We start from the raw sequence: 16,713 nt of genomic DNA, 5'->3' as shown, positions 1-16,713 counted from the left end.
TCAGGGCGATCGTTCCGTCGCGAGGAGCTTACTTTGGCACATTTTTGTAGGGATCGAGTCGAAAAAAGTAGGGTCATTTCAATTTTGCAATGGCAAACCTCCGTACCCTCTAGGCACTCTATCTCGATCGAGGTTTGACAAAAATGGTATAAGGAGTTGAGGAAGCGCGATCCTCGATTTTGTCGTCTCTTGTTAGCGGGACGTTCAAAAGTGTAGACAGAAGATTGGGAGTTGAACCCAAAAGTTGCCTCAATCGTTCCATTTTGTCACTTTTTCGGGTAGGGAAATGACTAGGTGGCATCCGTATGATCATCTGCCGATCGCCTCTCGATACTTTGTTGTCAAAAAATATTTTTGCTACGCGGTTAGTGGCGATCGTTGGGAATATTAAAAGAGTCCATCGTTTCGACTAGAAGATATGCACGCCGAACTCACCGGACATTATAATTTCAGCTTAGTTCTGCTTTCCTTCGCGATCGCCGCGATCGCCTCTTATTGCGCTTTCGACTTTGTCGGACGGGTGAAATCTAACCTCGACCGCGATCGCGGTTGGTGGGTGCTTGGGGGCGCTACGGCAATGGGAACCGGGATTTGGTCGATGCACTTCATCGCCATGCTCGCTTTAGAATTCCCGGTTAGCGTGAGCTACGACGCCTATCTTACTTTGTACTCCTTGCTGAGCGCGATCGGCGCCTCTGGTATCGCCCTTTACTTGTTCAGTCGTTCGGTCGGTCGCTTTCTCCTCGGTATTGGGGGGCTATTCATGGGTCTGTCGATCGCCGGAATGCACTATATCGGCATGGCCGCCATGCAAATTCCGGCGTATATGAAATATAATACTTCGTTGCTGGCGCTCTCCATAGCGATCGCGATCGGGGCGTCTTTTGGCGCCTTGTGGCTCGGGTTTCGCCTCCCCGACAGTCACGACCGAGACCCGATCTGGCAAAAAATTGGTAGTGCCTTGTTAATGGCGATCGCCATTGCCGGAATGCACTATACCGGAATGGCGGCAACCCATTGGATCCCCCGCGACAATTTACCACTGGAAGCAACGGCAGTTCTCAATCGCTTTTGGCTCGCCGTCGGCATCGCGATCGCCACTTTATTTATTTTATCAATTGCTTTATTAACCTCCTTATTTAACAAGCGTTTTAGCGCTCAATTATTGCGAGAAACTGCTTTAGAAGAAAGTCGCAAGCGGTTTCAAATGTTGATTCGGGAAATGCAAGTCGGCGTTTTTCTGATCGATGGAGATGGAAAAGTCAACCTCGCCAATCACGCGGCGCTTAATTTTTTTAACCTCAACTCAGCCGCCATTGAAAATAGAGTTTTCGGCGAAGGATGGCACCTTTTACAAGAAGATGGAACGCCGTTTGAGTTATCCGATTTACCCGTACAACAGGCGATCGCTCGCCGTCAATCGATCGATAACATTATCGTCCGCGTCGAAGATTCCACCCGTAACCATCACCGTTGGTTGTTGCTCAATGCCGACCCACAAATTACTGCCGATGAAAGCGTCGAGGGCGTGGTTTGTACCCTCAGCGATATTACTCAACCAAAAGAAGCCGAAGTAGCATTGAAGTTAATGGTTGAGGGAACCGCTTGTGCGACCCGAGACGAGTTTTTTAATGCCTGCGTTCGTTACTTAGCGCAAGTTTTGCAAGTTCGTTACGCTTTCGTTTCTCAATTCAGCGATCGCTTTCCCGGTAAAGCCCGAACTTTAGCCGTTTGGAATGGAGAAGAAATTGGGGAAAATTTTGAATACGACTTGTTCGGAACTCCTTGTGAAACCATTAGTCTAGGGACGGATTGTTTTTATCCAGAACAGGTTTGTCAACAGTTTCCCGACGCTCTCCATTTAGCGAGTTGGCAAGCGGAAAGTTACTGGGGAATGCCTCTGGTCGATTCTAATGGTAAAACCATCGGCAATTTGGCTGTTGTAGACACTCATCCACTTGTTAAAAATGCGAATAAAGAGAGAATTTTTAGGATTTTTGGAGCGAAAGCCGGGACAGAACTCGAACGTACCCTCGCCGAACAGTCGATCCGCAGTCGAGCGAAAATGGAACGGGCGATCGGCCAAGTTTCTCGCAAATTTATCGATGAAGGTAATATCGAAAACTCGATTGAATTTACCCTCGCCAAAATTGGAGAAATTTTGGACGGCGATCGCGTCTATTTATTATCTTATGACCGTAATTATTGTTTTGTCAATATGAGTCACGAGTGGTGCGATCGCGGCATTCAACCAGCGATCGATCGCTTTCAAAAGTATGAGGTTGGCAAAAATCGTTGGATTGACGAACAGTTATTGCAAGGAAAGAGTATTCAAGTTCCCCTAGAGTTTCCGGCGGAAATTGCCGAACGGGAATCGGCCACCCTCGGGAGCATTCAATCCCGTTTAGTCGTTCCCCTTTTGCAATCCGGTCAGGTCGTCGGTTCGATTGGAGTCGATGCAATTTTTAACCCTAAAGTATGGAGTCATGAAGAGATCCAATGGTTGACGTTAGTCAATGAATTTATCGCGATCGGTCAAGCCCGATATCAAGCACAAATTGCTTTACAAGAAACGGCAAAACGGGAAGCGGCGATCGCCAAAGTCATTCAACGAATGCGTCAAAGTTTGGATTTACAGAACATTTTTGCAGCGACTACCAACGAATTACGGCAAGTCTTGGAATGCGATCGCATCCTCGTTTATCGTTTCAATTCCGATTGGAGTGGCGAGTTGGTTTCCGAGTCCGTTGCCCCCGGCTGGGATATTTTAGTTCCCCACGCCTACGAACATCCCAATTTGACGAAAGTTAGCGTCAATCAAAAGAATTGTGCTGTCAAAAAATTAAATAGTGATTCTCCTTTGATTCGCGATACTTACCTGCAAAAAACATCCGCCTCAATTTATCAAAATAAACATAGTTACTGCTCGGTTTCCGATATTTATCAGGCAGGGTTTAACCCCTGTTATTTAGAGCTATTAGAAGAATTACAAGCTCGCTCTTATACGATCGCGCCCATTTTTTGCGGTCGGCAACTCTGGGGTTTATTAGCGGTCTATCAAAACTCCAAACCTCGGGAATGGAAAAACGTAGAAATTCGCATGGTAGTTCAAATTGCCGAACAGTTGGGAGTGGCTATCCAACAAGCCGAATTATTCGCGCAAACGCAACAACAAGCTCAAGAATTGAAAACGGCAAAAGAAAGTGCAGATGCGGCGAACCGCGCCAAAAGTGACTTTTTAGCGAATATGAGCCACGAACTGCGAACCCCACTCAATGCTATTCTCGGGTTTAGTCAGCTCATCAGTCACGACCCCTCACTTTCGCAGCAAAGTGTCGAAGATCTCGCCATTGTTAATCGAGCAGGAGAGCATTTGCTTCAACTCATTAACAGCATTTTGGAAATGTCAAAAATTGAGTCGGGTCGCATCACTTTAAATGAAAGTCAATTCGATTTATTCGATCTGCTCGATGGTTTGGCAGAAATGTTTGGCTTAAAAGCTCAATCGAAACAATTAGATCTCGTTTGCGAGCGATCTCCCGAAGTTCCACACTATATTGAAAGCGATGAAAGTAAATTACGCCAAGTTTTAATTAATTTGTTGGGAAATGCTCTCAAGTTTACCGAAGAAGGACAAGTCAGCTTGAAGGTGGGAGTTAACGGCGATCGCGATCGCACGAATTCCGATGGTTCCGTCAACGATGGCGGGATTTTGCTGACTTTTGAAATTGCAGATACCGGACCGGGAATTTCCCCGGAAGAACTCGAACGCTTATTTGAACCCTTCGTGCAAACTCAAACAGGTAAAAAATCCCAAGAAGGAACGGGTTTGGGGTTACCGATTAGTAAAAAGTTTGTCGAACTTATGGGCGGTCAACTGTCAGTTGCTTCGACCCTCAATCGTGGGACGACGTTTAGTTTTGATATTCGGGTCAAGCCTGTCGCAACGAATTCGGCGATCGAAGAAGTGACCCCTCCTAAAATTATCGGTCTCGCTCCCGATCAACCGGATTATCGCATTTTAGTTGCCGAGGATCGCTTTGAAAATCGCTTGCTTCTCGTCAAACTTTTAACCTCTATCGGGTTCCAAGTTCGCGAAGCTAAAAATGGGAAAGAGGCGATCGCCATTTGGCAAGATTGGCAACCTCATCTAATTTGGATGGATATGCGAATGCCCGTAGTCGATGGTTACGAAGCTACTCGACGCATTAAAAGCGACGAAGGTGGTCGATCGACGGTGATTATTGCCTTAACGGCCAGTAGCTTTGAAGAACAGCGAGATCTGGTTTTATCGAGTGGATGCGATGATTTTTTGAGTAAACCTTTTCAGGAATATGTTTTGTTTCAGAAAATGGCAAAACATTTAGGCGTGGTCTACCTTTATGCAGGAGAAGACTCGAAATCTGTTTCCGAGTCGATAGAAGTCTTAAATCCGATGGAAGTCAATGCTACCGAACTGTTATCTAAAATGCCCGAGTCCTGGATCGATCGCCTCAATTTAGCCGCCTTAAAATGCTGCGATGATTCGATTAAGGAATTAATAAAAGATATTCCAGAATCCAATCACGAACTCAAAACTATCTTAATGAATTGGGTCAGTAATTTCCGCTTTGATTTGATTATCCACGCGATCGATTCAATGCCGAAAAATCGTCTGTTTTTATAATGCCGATCGGCTGGACGGCGATCGCTCTCTCAAATAAAAATAATTCAATCTTAAAAAGGTTCTCAGTTTAAATGCGCGGGCGATCGTCAAATCAGCAAACCTTTAATCGGGTAATTGCATTCGTTTAATCGCCTTATTCGCGATTAAAAATAACAGCAAGCCAATGGTACCAATAACCATCGGAACGTACCAGACGCCCTCCCAACCCGTCCCCCGTAAAAAGGCATCCCGGGTCAAAATAATATAGTAGCGAGCTGGAATAACCTTAGAAAGCAAAGATAACGGAAAAGGAATATTGGCGATCGGATAAATAAAACCCGATAATAAAAACGACGTTAAAAATCCTCCGATCGCCGTTCCCTGCACCGCCGCATTCTGGTTACTCGCTCGCACGCCAACCAACAAGCCAAAGGCAACACTCGCCATTAAAAATATGGCCGTTCCTACCAGCAAAGTCAAAGAGTTTCCCGCCAATTTTAAATCAAATAAAATAACACTCACGCCCATCACGATCGCCGCTTCGCCAATCCCGACAAGAACGTAAGCAATTTCTTTTCCCAATAACCATTCTAAAGAAGTTAAATCTGAGGCATAAACTTGTAAAATTGTCCCCTGTTCTTTTTCACGAACCATTGCAATCGACGCCAACATCGAAGGAAATACCCAAAGAATTACCCCATAAATTCCAGGAACGATATACAGGGATTCTTTACGTCCCGGATTGAACCATAAGCGTGTATGAGTTTGAATTAAATTGAGTTCGGGAATTAACCCCGTGCTTTGTAAAAAAAAGTTGGTAGTCGCGCGGATACTATTCTGAATTACTCGGGCATTATTCACATCGGTTCCATCCACTAAAACTTGAACTTCTGTAGTTTTACCTGTTTTAATCTTTTGGGAGAAATCAGGAGGAATAATAATCGCTACTTTGGCCAAGTCTCGATCGATCGCCGCTACCGGATCGCCGAGATCGGGAGCCGAAACCGGAATAAATTGTTGAGTTGCAAAAATGCGCTCGATATAGGTTCGACTGAGAAAACTATTGTCAAAATCTTTAAAAACTAAGGGAATATTTTTAGTTTCCAGGCGAATCGCATACCCATAAATTAACAACATCCCTAAAGGCAGCAAAAATGCCAAGGCAACGGTCAGGCGATCGCGGGAAAATTGGGCGAGTTCTTTTTGAGCTTGAGCTAAAATTCGTCGCATAGATTTTAAATTTTAGATTTTAGATTTTAGATTGAAATCAGAGTAGAAAAATTGATCTTCATTCAACCGATCCGTTTGAAACGCTCTTGCTGTTGCGTTGGACGATACCGATAAACGCATCTTCCAAGGAAAAAGGTATCGGACGGTGCGATCGCACGGCAATGGTGGCGGCTTTTAAGTGCGATCGCACTTCGGGAAAATCGCGCTCGGGATCGTCGAGAACGACGTGGAGGCGATCGCCAAAAATCGAAACCCGCCAAGGTTCCAGCTTTTGTTTGAGCAAGTTCGACGCGGCTTGAGTCTGGCTGACGCGCAATTCGATCGCCCGTCCCGGCTGTTGTGCGACGATCTCGCTCGGCGAACCTTGTGCGACTAATTCCCCGGCCACCATAAACCCCATACGGTTGCAATTTTGCGCTTCTTCGAGGTAGTGGGTCGTCACCAGTACCGCCGTTCCCTGGCGCGCGAATTCGCGGATCGATCGCCAAAACTGCCGTCGCGCCACGGGATCGACCCCGGAAGTCGGTTCGTCGAGAAACAGGATTTCCGGTTCGTGCATGACCGACGCACCGAAGGCGACGCGCTGTTTCCAGCCTCCGGGAAGGCTTCCGGTTATTGTATGTTCCCGCCCCAACAAGCCGCAGGTTTCGAGAACCCACTCGATTTTTTGGCGGCGCAGTTTTCGCGGGACGCCGTAAACGCCGCAATAAAATTCGAGATTTTGGGCGATCGTCAAGTCGTCATAGAGGGTAAATTTTTGACTCATGTAGCCGAGGCGCGATCGCACTTGGGGGCTATTGAGGTTACTTTGTTCCCCCGCCAGACTCATCTCACCGGAGGTCGCAGGCAACAAACCGCACAACATTTTAATCGTGGTCGTTTTTCCCGCACCGTTCGCCCCCAGCAAGCCGTAAATCTCGCCGTAAGCGATATCCAAGTCGATCCCTCGAACGGCGACGAACTCCCCAAACCGTTTTTGCAAATGGCGGGCGGCGATCGCGCTGCGACGAGTTTCGCCGTTACGCGGCGGGCGATCGCGCGGAAAAGCGACAAAGGGCGGATCCGATCCCTGTTGGCGCAATCGGGTGACGAACACGTTTTCTAAGGTTGGTTCGTCGCGATACAAACTGTCAATGGCGATTCCGTGGCGATCGCACTGCTGTCGGATTTCTCGTTCTCCCGTGTCCCCGTCCGTCACTAAAACATCGAGGCGATCGCCAAAGGATTGCACGTCCACGATCGCGCCGTCGGCGTTCCCCCCTTGCAATATTTGCTCACTTTTTATCAACAAATTCACACGTAGTTCGACGCGAGTAAGGCCGAGACTTTGCCGCAATTGCGCCAAACTCCCCATTTGCTGGATAACACCGTCGTACATCAAAGCGATCCGGTGACAGCGTTCGGCTTCGTCGAGGTACGGCGTCGCCGCGATCGCCGTCACGCCGCGATCGGCGACGGTCGCGAGCAAATCCCAAAACTCCCGACGGGACACGGGATCGACCCCGGTGGTCGGCTCGTCTAACAGGAGAATGTCGGGCTGTGCTATTAAAGCACAACATAGGGCTAATTTTTGTTTCATCCCTCCGGACAATTGACCCGCCAAGCGTCCCGTAAATGCTTCCAAGCCGACTAAATGCAATAGTTCCGGCGATCGCTCGGCGAAAGTGCGATCGCTCACTCGTCGCAGGCGGGCGCTGTAGCGTAAATTTTCTTCTATACTTAAATCCGCATAAAGGGAAAATTTTTGGGTCAAATAGCCGATATTTAACCGCGCTTCTCGGGGGAATTTTCCTAAAATTCGCACCTCTCCCGCGCTGGGTTCCATGACACCCGCCAAAATTTGAAACGTAGTGGTTTTTCCCGCTCCGTCCGGTCCGATTAACCCAAAAACTTCGCCGGGGGCGATCGCGAAATCGATGCCACGAACGGCGGCTAAGTTACCATAATATTTCCGCAATCCTTTAACAGCGATTGCGTAGTTTTGTTCGTCCATAAAAATTTGAAACTCATCGAGATTGAAGTTTTTAAAATTATGAAACAATCGGCCAGCGATCGATGAAATCTCATTAACTTTCGATTTTTTAAGGTTTCCACAGTGGTTTTCTCAATCTCCCTCTCGAATGATTTCGGCATCGGCAGGCATTCCCGGCTTGGCAAAACCCTCTGGATTGTCAATTCCTAATTTTAAACCGAAGACTTGCTTGACGCGATCGTCTTTAAAATAGATGTTTTCCGGGGTGAAAGAAGCCTCCGTATCGATCGCGGTAACCGTTGCCGCTAACGGGCGATCGGGAGCCGAATCTAAAAAGACGTTGGCAGTTTGTCCGACGCGCACTTCACCGATGCGACCTTCGGGAAGATAACCGCGTAAATAAACATCGTTCAAATCGACGACCGTCAATAACATTTTGCCCGGGGCAATGACCTCACCCGGTTCTATACTGCGAACGGTGACGATCCCCGCAATCGGGCTTTCTACGGCTAAATCGTTCAAACGAGCGGCGATTTCTTGGCGCGCGGCTTGAGCGTTGGCAATCTCCGATCGCGCCGCTTCGACTTGCGATCGCGCCTGTTCCAGTTGGGTTTGTAAGCGTTCGATTTGAGTGAGGCGGATCTCGGGATTGAGGCTGGCCGTTTCAGCTTGCACTAACGCCCCTCGGATCGCTCTCACTTGCCGTTCGGCGGCGGCAACGGCGGCCTGTCGGGCGTCTACCGTAGCGAGGCTGGTTTCGTAACGGGCTTGGGTTTGGTCGAATTGTTGTTGTGAGATCGCCCCTTCGGCGAGTAACGGCGCGAAGCGATCGCGATCGCCGCGCGCCAATTTCAACTCGGATTCGGCTTGGTTGAGTTGGGCTCGGGCTTGGGCGAGTTGCGCTTCGGCGGTGGCGAGGTTGGCTTCGGCTTGGTCAATCCGCCCGATCGCGTCGTCCCGAGCTTGTTGCCAGTTGAGTTCCGCTTCTTCGATTTGGGTGGCGATCGCCTCCACTTGCAAGCGCGCTTGTCGTTCCCGTTGTTCGGCGCTGGCGATGCGGGCGCTGGCCCCTTCCATTTGCGCCCGGATTTCGTCGTCGTCGAGGCGGGCGACGGTCATCCCGGCTTCGACGCGATCGCCTTCTCGAACCGCCACCCATTCGACGCGACCGCCGATTTTAGCGCCGATATCGGTTTCGTAGCCTTCGATCCGACCGCTTAATGTGAGATTTTCGATGGCGGGGGTGGAAAAATATTCGGTTTTGGCATACCAGCCGACCCCTCCGGCGATCGCCAGGAGAGGAATAAAAAATAATATTTTTGGCGGACGGCGCTTGTGCGAGCGATCGCTCGCCTCGTCCGTCGTCTTGAAGTGCGAAATAGTATCACTCACGCTAGCACCTCCTAGGATTTTAGATTGATGTACGAGTTCGATAGGGGAGCGCAGAGGTGGGGGCTATAAAAAATTGAACGGCGATCGCTGGAGAGAGGGTACAATCGAACTAGACCGTCTAGTCTAGTCCGGATGACTTTCATCGTAAGCGGTCTAGTTCGATGGGTCAAGTTAACTTCGCAAAACTACATCGATCGAATACACCACGGGATCGAGGACAGAACCATGCCGACCGAACGACCAAAAATCAGTGTCCCCACGGACAAGCGCGAGCAAATTTTAAACGGCGCCATGCAAGTTTTTCTCACTCACGGCTATGCGGGAACCAGTATGGATCGGGTGGCGGCAACGGCGGGGGTCTCAAAACAGACGATTTATAGCCATTTTCAAGACAAACAGGGTTTATTTACCGCTTTAATCGATCGCGTCACCCGCGATCGCTTTCAGATCGTGTTTGGCGCTTTACCACTCACTGGAGAACCGGAACGGGTGTTACGCAAAATTGCCGATACTTTACTGCACTCGATCGCGGAAGATACGGAGTATATTGCATTTATCCGCCTGGTTATCGGCGAATCGGGGCGCTTTCCCGAATTGGCGCGCCAGTTTGTGGGGACGATTCCAAAACGGGCGATCGCCACCCTTTCTAAATACTTTGAGAATCATCGCGAACTCAATTGTCCCGATCCGGAAGCGACGACACGGATTTTCTTGGGATCTCTAGTATCGTTTGTATTAATGCAAAATGTTTTGGAGGGGGAAGCGGTGATGCCGATGGACGGCGATCGCTTAGTGGAGCGTTTAATTACTTTAGTTTTACAATCGAGTTGATGCCATTAACTTCTTACTCGAAACGATTCCACTCCTTAATTGTGGGCTATTTACAGGCGATCGCCGATTCTTTGCCCTAAAATTGCCGTTTTTGTAGACTTCAATGAGATTGTAGCGGTGCATCCTGACTTTCACTCGGCTTTAGGCCGCTATTTATACCTAATTTGATTGAGAATACCGCGATCGTAACCCCTTAGAAACTGGCCATTGTTACCAAAATTGAAACTTAGCAGACAAATCATCGGGATTAGATTAGCCTAGGAGTGAAAAGATTTCAGCATGTATTCAGCATCTATTGCCCAACTCATTCGACTTTAGGAAAGGGGAAAGACCGTGCATAAATTATGCTTAACTGGGTTAATTGTATTACCGTTGGCCTTGTTCGGGTTGCTGACAGGCGATCGCGCATCGGCCAAAAACGAGCAGAATTCCCCCACCAGCAAAGATAAGGTGGAAACGATAGAACAACGGGAACTAGAAACGGCTTATGAAGACTACAGACAGGTTATTCAAGAAACAATGTCGATGGTGTACGACCGGGAAGCGCGGCAGTTAGCGCAACAGTACGGACTCGATATCGTTAACGTAACTTGGGAAGATACGGGACGCTACCACAATTCGGCGGTCGGTCCGAATATTAGCGATATGACCATTCAGGTACAACAGCGCAATCCGATAACAGAAGATTACGAATTGAGTTTGATGCCTGTCATTCGCTATCCTAATTTTGAAGATCGATCGGCGGATCTTTCTCTCGATGATTTTTTCTTATTAGTCGGTAACGAAAAAGGGCGATCGCTCCAGCGCGTTTCCCTGCGAGAATTTTTGGGAAATATTAGAAAATATCTCAGCGATGGCGATTCTTGGGGCGGTCGAGAAATATCGTTACTCGCCGATCGCGATACCCACGTTCTGGTCAGCGCTCAAGCCTGTTTTTTACCGATTCCACAAGGAGAAATTGCCCAATTTAATCCGGTTTTATTTAATTATCAATCCTATCAAGGCGATCCCGCCGTGCTGACCATTCTCGCCACCCGAGAAGGAACGAGCGTCACGATTATCGATAATGTGAGAGATGGGTTTGAAGCGGGCGCAACCTGGGGTCAGCGCCTCTTTTTCAATAAAAACGGCGAACGCGCCAGCTTGACGGGGCAACGGTCGAGCGATTTCGAGGCTGAAAATGGCGACGTCGAACCCTCTGAGAGCGCGGCAGCAGCAGGGGAGAGCGGTTTAAACATGGTGCTATTAATTCAAGTACCGTTAAAGCAGAAAAATCCGATGGAGATGGAGGTCTATAACGATGCGGTTCCCAGTGCCGGAATCATGCTAGAAAGTGCCGTGCGCGGCGATGTGGAAGCGGCGGTTATCGGTCATGGAGCGGTCGAAGGACCATTTACCGAGATTGACGGGTTGGACATCGAACGGCACCCGGATTTTCCGATTCGGGTGACGGTGCAGTTTTACAAGGCGACGAGTAACGGGGTGGTTTCGGCGCAGGATATCGAAGCGATTCACGACCAAATCGCGCGGGTTTACGAGGAGGCGGACTACGTGGGCAGTTTGGTGGTGGACGGAGACACCGGGCGCCCGACAGAATACCAGGGGGACAAGCAAGAACCGCCCTATTGGTGGGATGCGTTCTGGCGGCGCTACGAAGCGAATACGGGTCAGTCGCGGGAAGAGGCGATCGAAATGTTGCGCCGTTGGCGCGGTGAAAATTGGATGCCCCGATCGCCGGGCGAGTTACAACAGGAGTTAGAACAGTTACGATCGCGATCGCAGCGCCAATTTAAGCCATGTCCACTATGCAATCCCCTAACCAAATCGTCGGCGAATTAACTCCCGAGGCTCCCGTCACCACCGTAACGGTTTTGGAAGACCGGGCTTCTATTCGTCGAGTCACCCAACTCGCCTTAACCCCCGGTTTGTGGCGGGTGCGGGTGGAAAATGTCGCCCCCGTACTGGCGGATAAGTCGTTACGGGGGGAATGGTTGCAAGGCCCCGAAAATGCTCTCGGTGAAGCTCGCATCGATGACGTGCGCGTCCGGCGCAAAATGTTGATTCGCGATCGCGATCGCCTCGAAACTGAAGCGACCGAAGTCGTGGCTCATTTAGAAACACAATTACAATCGGCAATCGATCGCTTCGAGTGGTTAACCGAAGATCGCCAGCATCAGGAATTGACCTACGATCGGGCGCGGAAGATGCTCGAAAAAGCGGTGCAAGAAATTCCCATCGATGCGGTTTGGGGACAGTTGGAACCGACGACATGGCGATCGCAATTTCAAACTTTATTTAAGAATATGCGAGATTTGCGATCGGAAATCTTAAAGAGTTTTGAAGGACAAATCGAACTCAAAGAAGAAATTGAGAGACTCTACGATCGTCTCGAAGCTTTATCTCGTCCGGATTTAGTTTATACGGCGATCCTCGAAGCCGATTTGAGCATTAGTGAAGCCGGAGACTACCAACTTGCTCTCGATTACGTCGTTCCCAATGCGTTATGGAGACCGTATCACCAAGCGCACCTTTTATTAGGAGAAAATCCCTCAGTTTCGATGCGCACGGATGCGTGCATTTGGCAACGCACGGGAGAAGATTGGATCGATGTAGATTTAGTGTTTTCTACGGCGCGATCGTCCTTGGGAACCGAACCCCCGTTATTGGAAGAGGATATTTTAACCGTTCGCGCAAAACAGGAAAAACTCGAAATTGAAACTCGCGAACAAGTGGTGCAGAAACCGGGATTGGGTTCGGGAATGGTATCGGGAACCGTGACCTTACCGGGGGTAGAAGATGGCGGGGAAGTCAGGACGTTGCGATCGCCTCAAAAGGCGACAATTCCTTCCGACGGACGACCTTACCGCGTCTCATTATTTACGTTTGATACGCCGGGTATTGTCGAATACGTAGCGATGCCGGAACTGGCGTGTCAGGTGTTTTTAAAAACAGTTCAGACGAACTGTTCGGCTTTCCCCTTGTTGGCGGGTCCTGTAGATTTAGTGAGATCGACGGAGTTTGTCGGTAAAACGGCGATCGGTTTTATTGCACCGGGAGAACGATTTGAGTTGGGGTGGGGACCGGATGTAAATCTTCGTTTGCAACGCAAACAAAGACACAACAGCCATCAAGAGCATCTGACGAAATGGAATATTTTTCTTCTGAAAACGGAGTTATTTATTTCTAATATTGGCGCCGAAGCGAAAACGATTAAAATTACCGAACGAGTCCCCGTTTCTGAACTTGAAGAAATTAAAGTTGAGGTGATGGAAAATGCAACTACGGATAACGTGCAGCCAGATGAAAATGGCTTGTGTCATTGGACATTTCAGCTCGAACCGTATTCGCAAGGAAAACTCCAATTAGGGGTTAAAATTTCAACAGCTTCAGAAATTAAGGATTTACCTTTTCTCAGTAAATCTTGAGGGAAACCAATATTGTATTCCTCTTTTATCAAGTAGCAAATTTTAGAGTATTTTGACTGGAATTATGTAATTTGTAGACTTTTGGCTCATAAAATATCCTCAGATCGAGTTCCGCAAGACGTTCGAGAGTTGTTTCCAACAAGATCTCCCCTTACTGAGATCGAACAGGGATAATCGAATGCTGGCGGACGGGCGATCGGAGTAGGGAAGTGTTACAAGCATTTTTGAGTCCAAACGCGGCTACTGTATTGGAAATCTGCCGAATAGCCCCTTCGATTTCTTAAGGTCTCTCAAAAATTAAACTGCAAATGGTAGCATTCGATACACTCCCCTAGAAAATCTATTGCTATTTGTAATAGAGAAATTTAAAGGTCGATTCTCAATTCAATCGAACTTTAAGTCTCGACAATCAAACAAGCTTCTAGGGTTCCGATTTAAGTCAGTAGATTTGAATGGCTGGTCCGAGAGAAGCAAACCAACCTTCAAGCATACGGTTTCCATAGGCGGAGAAACGGGTTGGTTACACGGCGGGATAAAAGCCCGGGAGGACCATAACGGCAAAGGGTCGTTATCGCTCTCCCGGGTTCTTATTTTTTCAGGTTTTTGGAAATTTGGAGAGGGCGTAATGACCCAATAAACCCACCGCATAAAAGCAGGTTATTTCAGGTGCAATCATGACAGAAGAACAGCCTACCTTTCGTCATCCGAACGAGTCGAGCGAAGCCAGTCGGGCTTTAGAAAAAGAACAGCACCTGCCCCTGACTGGATGGCAACAAGAAGTTTCCCAAGGGTTAGAATTCGGACTCGAAGGAGCAGCGAGTATCCGCGATCGCACGATCCCCACATTTTCCCGTGGAGAACTGCCCCACTACGCCGGAATTAACACCTTTTTAAAAGCCCCATATCTCGAAGACGTTCGTCAAGTTGGCAACTACGACATCGCGATCGTTGGCGTTCCCCACGATTCCGGAACCACCTATCGTCCCGGAACCCGATTCGGACCCCAAGGAATTCGCAGAATTTCCGCCCTTTATACCCCCTACAACTTTGAATTAGGCGTAGATTTACGCGAACAAATTACCCTGTGCGATGTCGGCGATATCTTCACCATTCCCGGCAATAACGAAAAATCTTTCGATCAAATTTCTAAAGGAATTGCTCACATTTTTAGTTCCGGTGCCTTCCCCATTATCTTAGGGGGAGATCACTCGATCGGCTATCCTACCGTGCGCGGAGTTTGCCGTCATTTAGGCGATCGCAAAGTCGGAATAATTCACTTCGATCGCCACGTCGATACCCAAGAAACTGACCTCGACGAACGGATGCACACCTGCCCGTGGTTTCACGCCAATAATATTAAAAATGCCCCCGCCAAAAACTTAGTTCAACTCGGGATCGGCGGCTGGCAAGTTCCCCGTCAAGGGGTTAAAGTTTGTCGCGAAAGACAAACCAATATTCTCACCGTTACAGATATTACTGAAATTGGTTTGGATGCGACGGTAGACTTCGCTTTAGAACGGGCATTAGACGGAACCGATTGCGTTTACATCAGCTTCGATATCGACTGCATCGATGCTGGATTCGTCCCCGGGACGGGCTGGCCGGAACCCGGCGGTTTACTCCCCCGAGAAGCCCTTTATTTACTCGGGAAAATCGTGCAGAAAGCGCCCATTTGCGGCTTAGAAGTCGTCGAAGTTTCGCCCCCTTACGATATTAGTGACATGACCTCATTGATGGCTACCCGGGTGATTTGCGACGCAATGGCACACTTAGTCTTATCCGGACAATTACCTCGCCAAGAGAAACCCACTTATATCCATCCCGAAGCCCAACCAGAATTTCTCTCGGACTGGAGGTGAGTCGTGCATGAAACCGATCTGACCAAAGCCTTAATTTTAACCGTAAGAGACTGGTGGGAAGCGCAACCCCAAAAACCCAAAATAGAAGCTTTGCATTTAGCGATCGGTCACTTTACCTGTGTCGAACCGATCGGTTTACAATTTGCCTTTGAAGTGCAAACGCGCGACACCTTTTTAGACGGGGTGAAATTGCAGATCGAAGAAATTCCCTTAATCGCTTTTTGCCATCCTTGCCAGTGCGAATATCGACCGGAAATCGGGTTGCAATATAGCTGTCCCAAATGCGGTTCGCCAATGGAGGATATTCGTTCGGGACGGGAACTCAAAATTGACCGAATAGAATATAGCTTTTTAACTCAGGAAACTCCCCAGGAAACAGTTAGTTATGCATCAAACCTTTGACGCCGCCCTCGGCATAAATTTGCTGCACGCCAACCAAGATGGTGCCGACCACAATCGCAAACATTTTGACGAATGGGGAATAATTTGTCTCAATGTCATGAGCAGTCCCGGTGCGGGGAAAACGGCGTTATTAGAAAAAACATTAGCCGCCCTCACTGACGAGTTAAAAATTGCGGTCATTGAAGGGGATATGACCACCCGCTTAGATGCGGAACGGTTAGAACAGTACGGCGTTCCCGTGATTGCAATTAACACCGGGCGATCGTGTCATTTAGACTCGAAAATGGTCGCAGGAGGGCTGCATCAATTGGTTGCGGACTACGACCCGACCGAATTCGATTTAGTCTTAGTTGAAAATGTCGGTAACTTGGTGTGTCCGGCAGAATTTGAAATCGGCGAACACGCAAAAGTTGCATTATTAAGCGTGACCGAAGGGGAAGACAAACCGCTTAAATATCCGATCATGTTTCAAGAAGCGGATTGTCTGTTAATTACCAAAACAGATTTAGCACCATATTTAGAGGTCGATCTCGATCGCATCGCTGCAAATGTACGTCAAATGAACCCAGATGTCACGATTATTCCCGTATCCGCAAAAACCGGAGAAGGTTTAGATGTTTGGTTCAATTGGGTTCGCCTGCAACTGCTGGGATTGCCACAATTTCGCGTAAAACATAAATTTTTTGATTCAGTTTCTGCATGATTGGGGGTGCCAGGCGATCGCCCTTTGGCGAAAGAGCAAGTTAACGCCTCAGAGCGATTGCCTTTCTTCTTCAAATTCCCTGGAATCTGCCCAACTTTTCGCAATGTTTAGATCGCCTCCATCTCCACAAGCCGCGATCGGTATCTTTAGTTACAAATCCGCGATCGCCCCTCGTGATAAGCCTAAAAGAATTCATCCGCGAGCGAATTGGACGAAGGCGATCGTCAGCTCTTAATTCAGCTCTTAATATTTTC

General features: G+C 48.4%; 10 protein-coding genes and 1 riboswitch. Of the genes, 7 read left to right on the top strand and 3 right to left on the bottom strand.

The features are described 5' to 3' along the window. Window positions 1-418 precede the first annotated feature (418 nt). Window positions 419-4,666: an MHYT domain-containing protein gene (locus tag JJD41_RS07440; RefSeq protein WP_200665373.1), complete on the top strand. Its 4,248-nt coding sequence runs from the start codon at window positions 419-421 to the stop codon at window positions 4,664-4,666. Window positions 4,667-4,768: 102 nt separating this feature from the next. Here JJD41_RS07440 and JJD41_RS07435 read toward each other — a convergent pair whose 3' ends face one another. From JJD41_RS07435 to JJD41_RS07425, 3 genes are all read right to left on the bottom strand, one after another. Beyond that, complete coding sequence (locus tag JJD41_RS07435) at window positions 4,769-5,875, bottom strand: ABC transporter permease (protein ID WP_200665372.1); 1,107 nt, start codon at window positions 5,873-5,875, stop codon at window positions 4,769-4,771. A gap of 58 nt (window positions 5,876-5,933) precedes the next feature. Next, complete coding sequence (locus JJD41_RS07430) at window positions 5,934-7,868, bottom strand: ATP-binding cassette domain-containing protein (protein ID WP_200667144.1); 1,935 nt, start codon at window positions 7,866-7,868, stop codon at window positions 5,934-5,936. Window positions 7,869-7,979: 111 nt separating this feature from the next. Then, window positions 7,980-9,239, bottom strand: a complete 1,260-nt coding sequence (locus JJD41_RS07425) for an HlyD family secretion protein (RefSeq protein WP_200665371.1) — start codon at window positions 9,237-9,239, stop codon at window positions 7,980-7,982. Window positions 9,240-9,464: 225 nt separating this feature from the next. On the opposite strand from JJD41_RS07425, the gene JJD41_RS07420 reads away from it, so the two are divergent. The 6 genes from JJD41_RS07420 (at window position 9,465) to hypB (ending at window position 16,459) form a co-directional block, all read left to right on the top strand. Then, window positions 9,465-10,070 (top strand): TetR/AcrR family transcriptional regulator, encoded by a 606-nt coding sequence (locus JJD41_RS07420; protein WP_200665370.1) that lies wholly within the window; start codon window positions 9,465-9,467, stop codon window positions 10,068-10,070. A gap of 333 nt (window positions 10,071-10,403) precedes the next feature. Beyond that, window positions 10,404-11,909 carry a hypothetical protein gene (locus JJD41_RS07415; RefSeq protein WP_200665369.1) on the top strand — a complete coding sequence of 502 codons (1,506 nt, stop codon included), beginning with the start codon at window positions 10,404-10,406 and terminating at the stop codon, window positions 11,907-11,909. Next, window positions 11,867-13,495, top strand: a complete 1,629-nt coding sequence (locus JJD41_RS07410; protein WP_200665368.1) for a mucoidy inhibitor MuiA family protein — start codon at window positions 11,867-11,869, stop codon at window positions 13,493-13,495. Before JJD41_RS07415 ends, JJD41_RS07410 begins: the two co-directional genes overlap by 43 nt. Window positions 13,496-13,905: 410 nt before the next feature. After that, a riboswitch (guanidine-I (ykkC/yxkD leader) is annotated at window positions 13,906-14,044 on the top strand. A 125-nt stretch (window positions 14,045-14,169) separates the two neighbouring features. Then, window positions 14,170-15,354 carry an agmatinase family protein gene (locus tag JJD41_RS07405; protein WP_200665367.1) on the top strand — a complete coding sequence of 395 codons (1,185 nt, stop codon included), beginning with the start codon at window positions 14,170-14,172 and terminating at the stop codon, window positions 15,352-15,354. A gap of 3 nt (window positions 15,355-15,357) precedes the next feature. After that, entirely contained in the window at window positions 15,358-15,756 is a 399-nt protein-coding gene (gene hypA, locus JJD41_RS07400) for a hydrogenase maturation nickel metallochaperone HypA (protein ID WP_200665366.1), read from the top strand. Beyond that, the gene (gene hypB, locus JJD41_RS07395; protein ID WP_200665365.1) at window positions 15,740-16,459 is read left to right on the top strand and encodes a hydrogenase nickel incorporation protein HypB; all 720 of its coding nucleotides are present in this window, start codon (window positions 15,740-15,742) and stop codon (window positions 16,457-16,459) included. Before hypA ends, hypB begins: the two co-directional genes overlap by 17 nt. Window positions 16,460-16,713: the final 254 nt, after the last annotated feature.

The sequence above is a fragment of the Oxynema mangrovii CENA135 genome, from assembly GCF_016632315.1.
Classification (GTDB): Bacteria; Cyanobacteriota; Cyanobacteriia; order Cyanobacteriales; family Laspinemataceae; genus Oxynema; species Oxynema aestuarii.
The sequence above is the reverse complement of the archived record's forward strand: the minus strand, read 5'-3'. Positions and strand labels throughout refer to the sequence as shown.

Bases quoted from the DNA above. Each gene is read 5' to 3' on its own strand.
- JJD41_RS07430 (WP_200667144.1), bottom strand. From the start codon at position 7,868: ATGGACGAACAAAACTACGCAATCGCTGTTAAAGGATTGCGGAAATAT.
- JJD41_RS07420 (WP_200665370.1), top strand. From the start codon at position 9,465: ATGCCGACCGAACGACCAAAAATCAGTGTCCCCACGGACAAGCGCGAG.
- JJD41_RS07435 (WP_200665372.1), bottom strand. From the start codon at position 5,875: ATGCGACGAATTTTAGCTCAAGCTCAAAAAGAACTCGCCCAATTTTCC.
- hypB (WP_200665365.1), top strand. From the start codon at position 15,740: ATGCATCAAACCTTTGACGCCGCCCTCGGCATAAATTTGCTGCACGCC.
- JJD41_RS07440 (WP_200665373.1), top strand. From the start codon at position 419: ATGCACGCCGAACTCACCGGACATTATAATTTCAGCTTAGTTCTGCTT.
- JJD41_RS07405 (WP_200665367.1), top strand. From the start codon at position 14,170: ATGACAGAAGAACAGCCTACCTTTCGTCATCCGAACGAGTCGAGCGAA.
- JJD41_RS07410 (WP_200665368.1), top strand. From the start codon at position 11,867: ATGTCCACTATGCAATCCCCTAACCAAATCGTCGGCGAATTAACTCCC.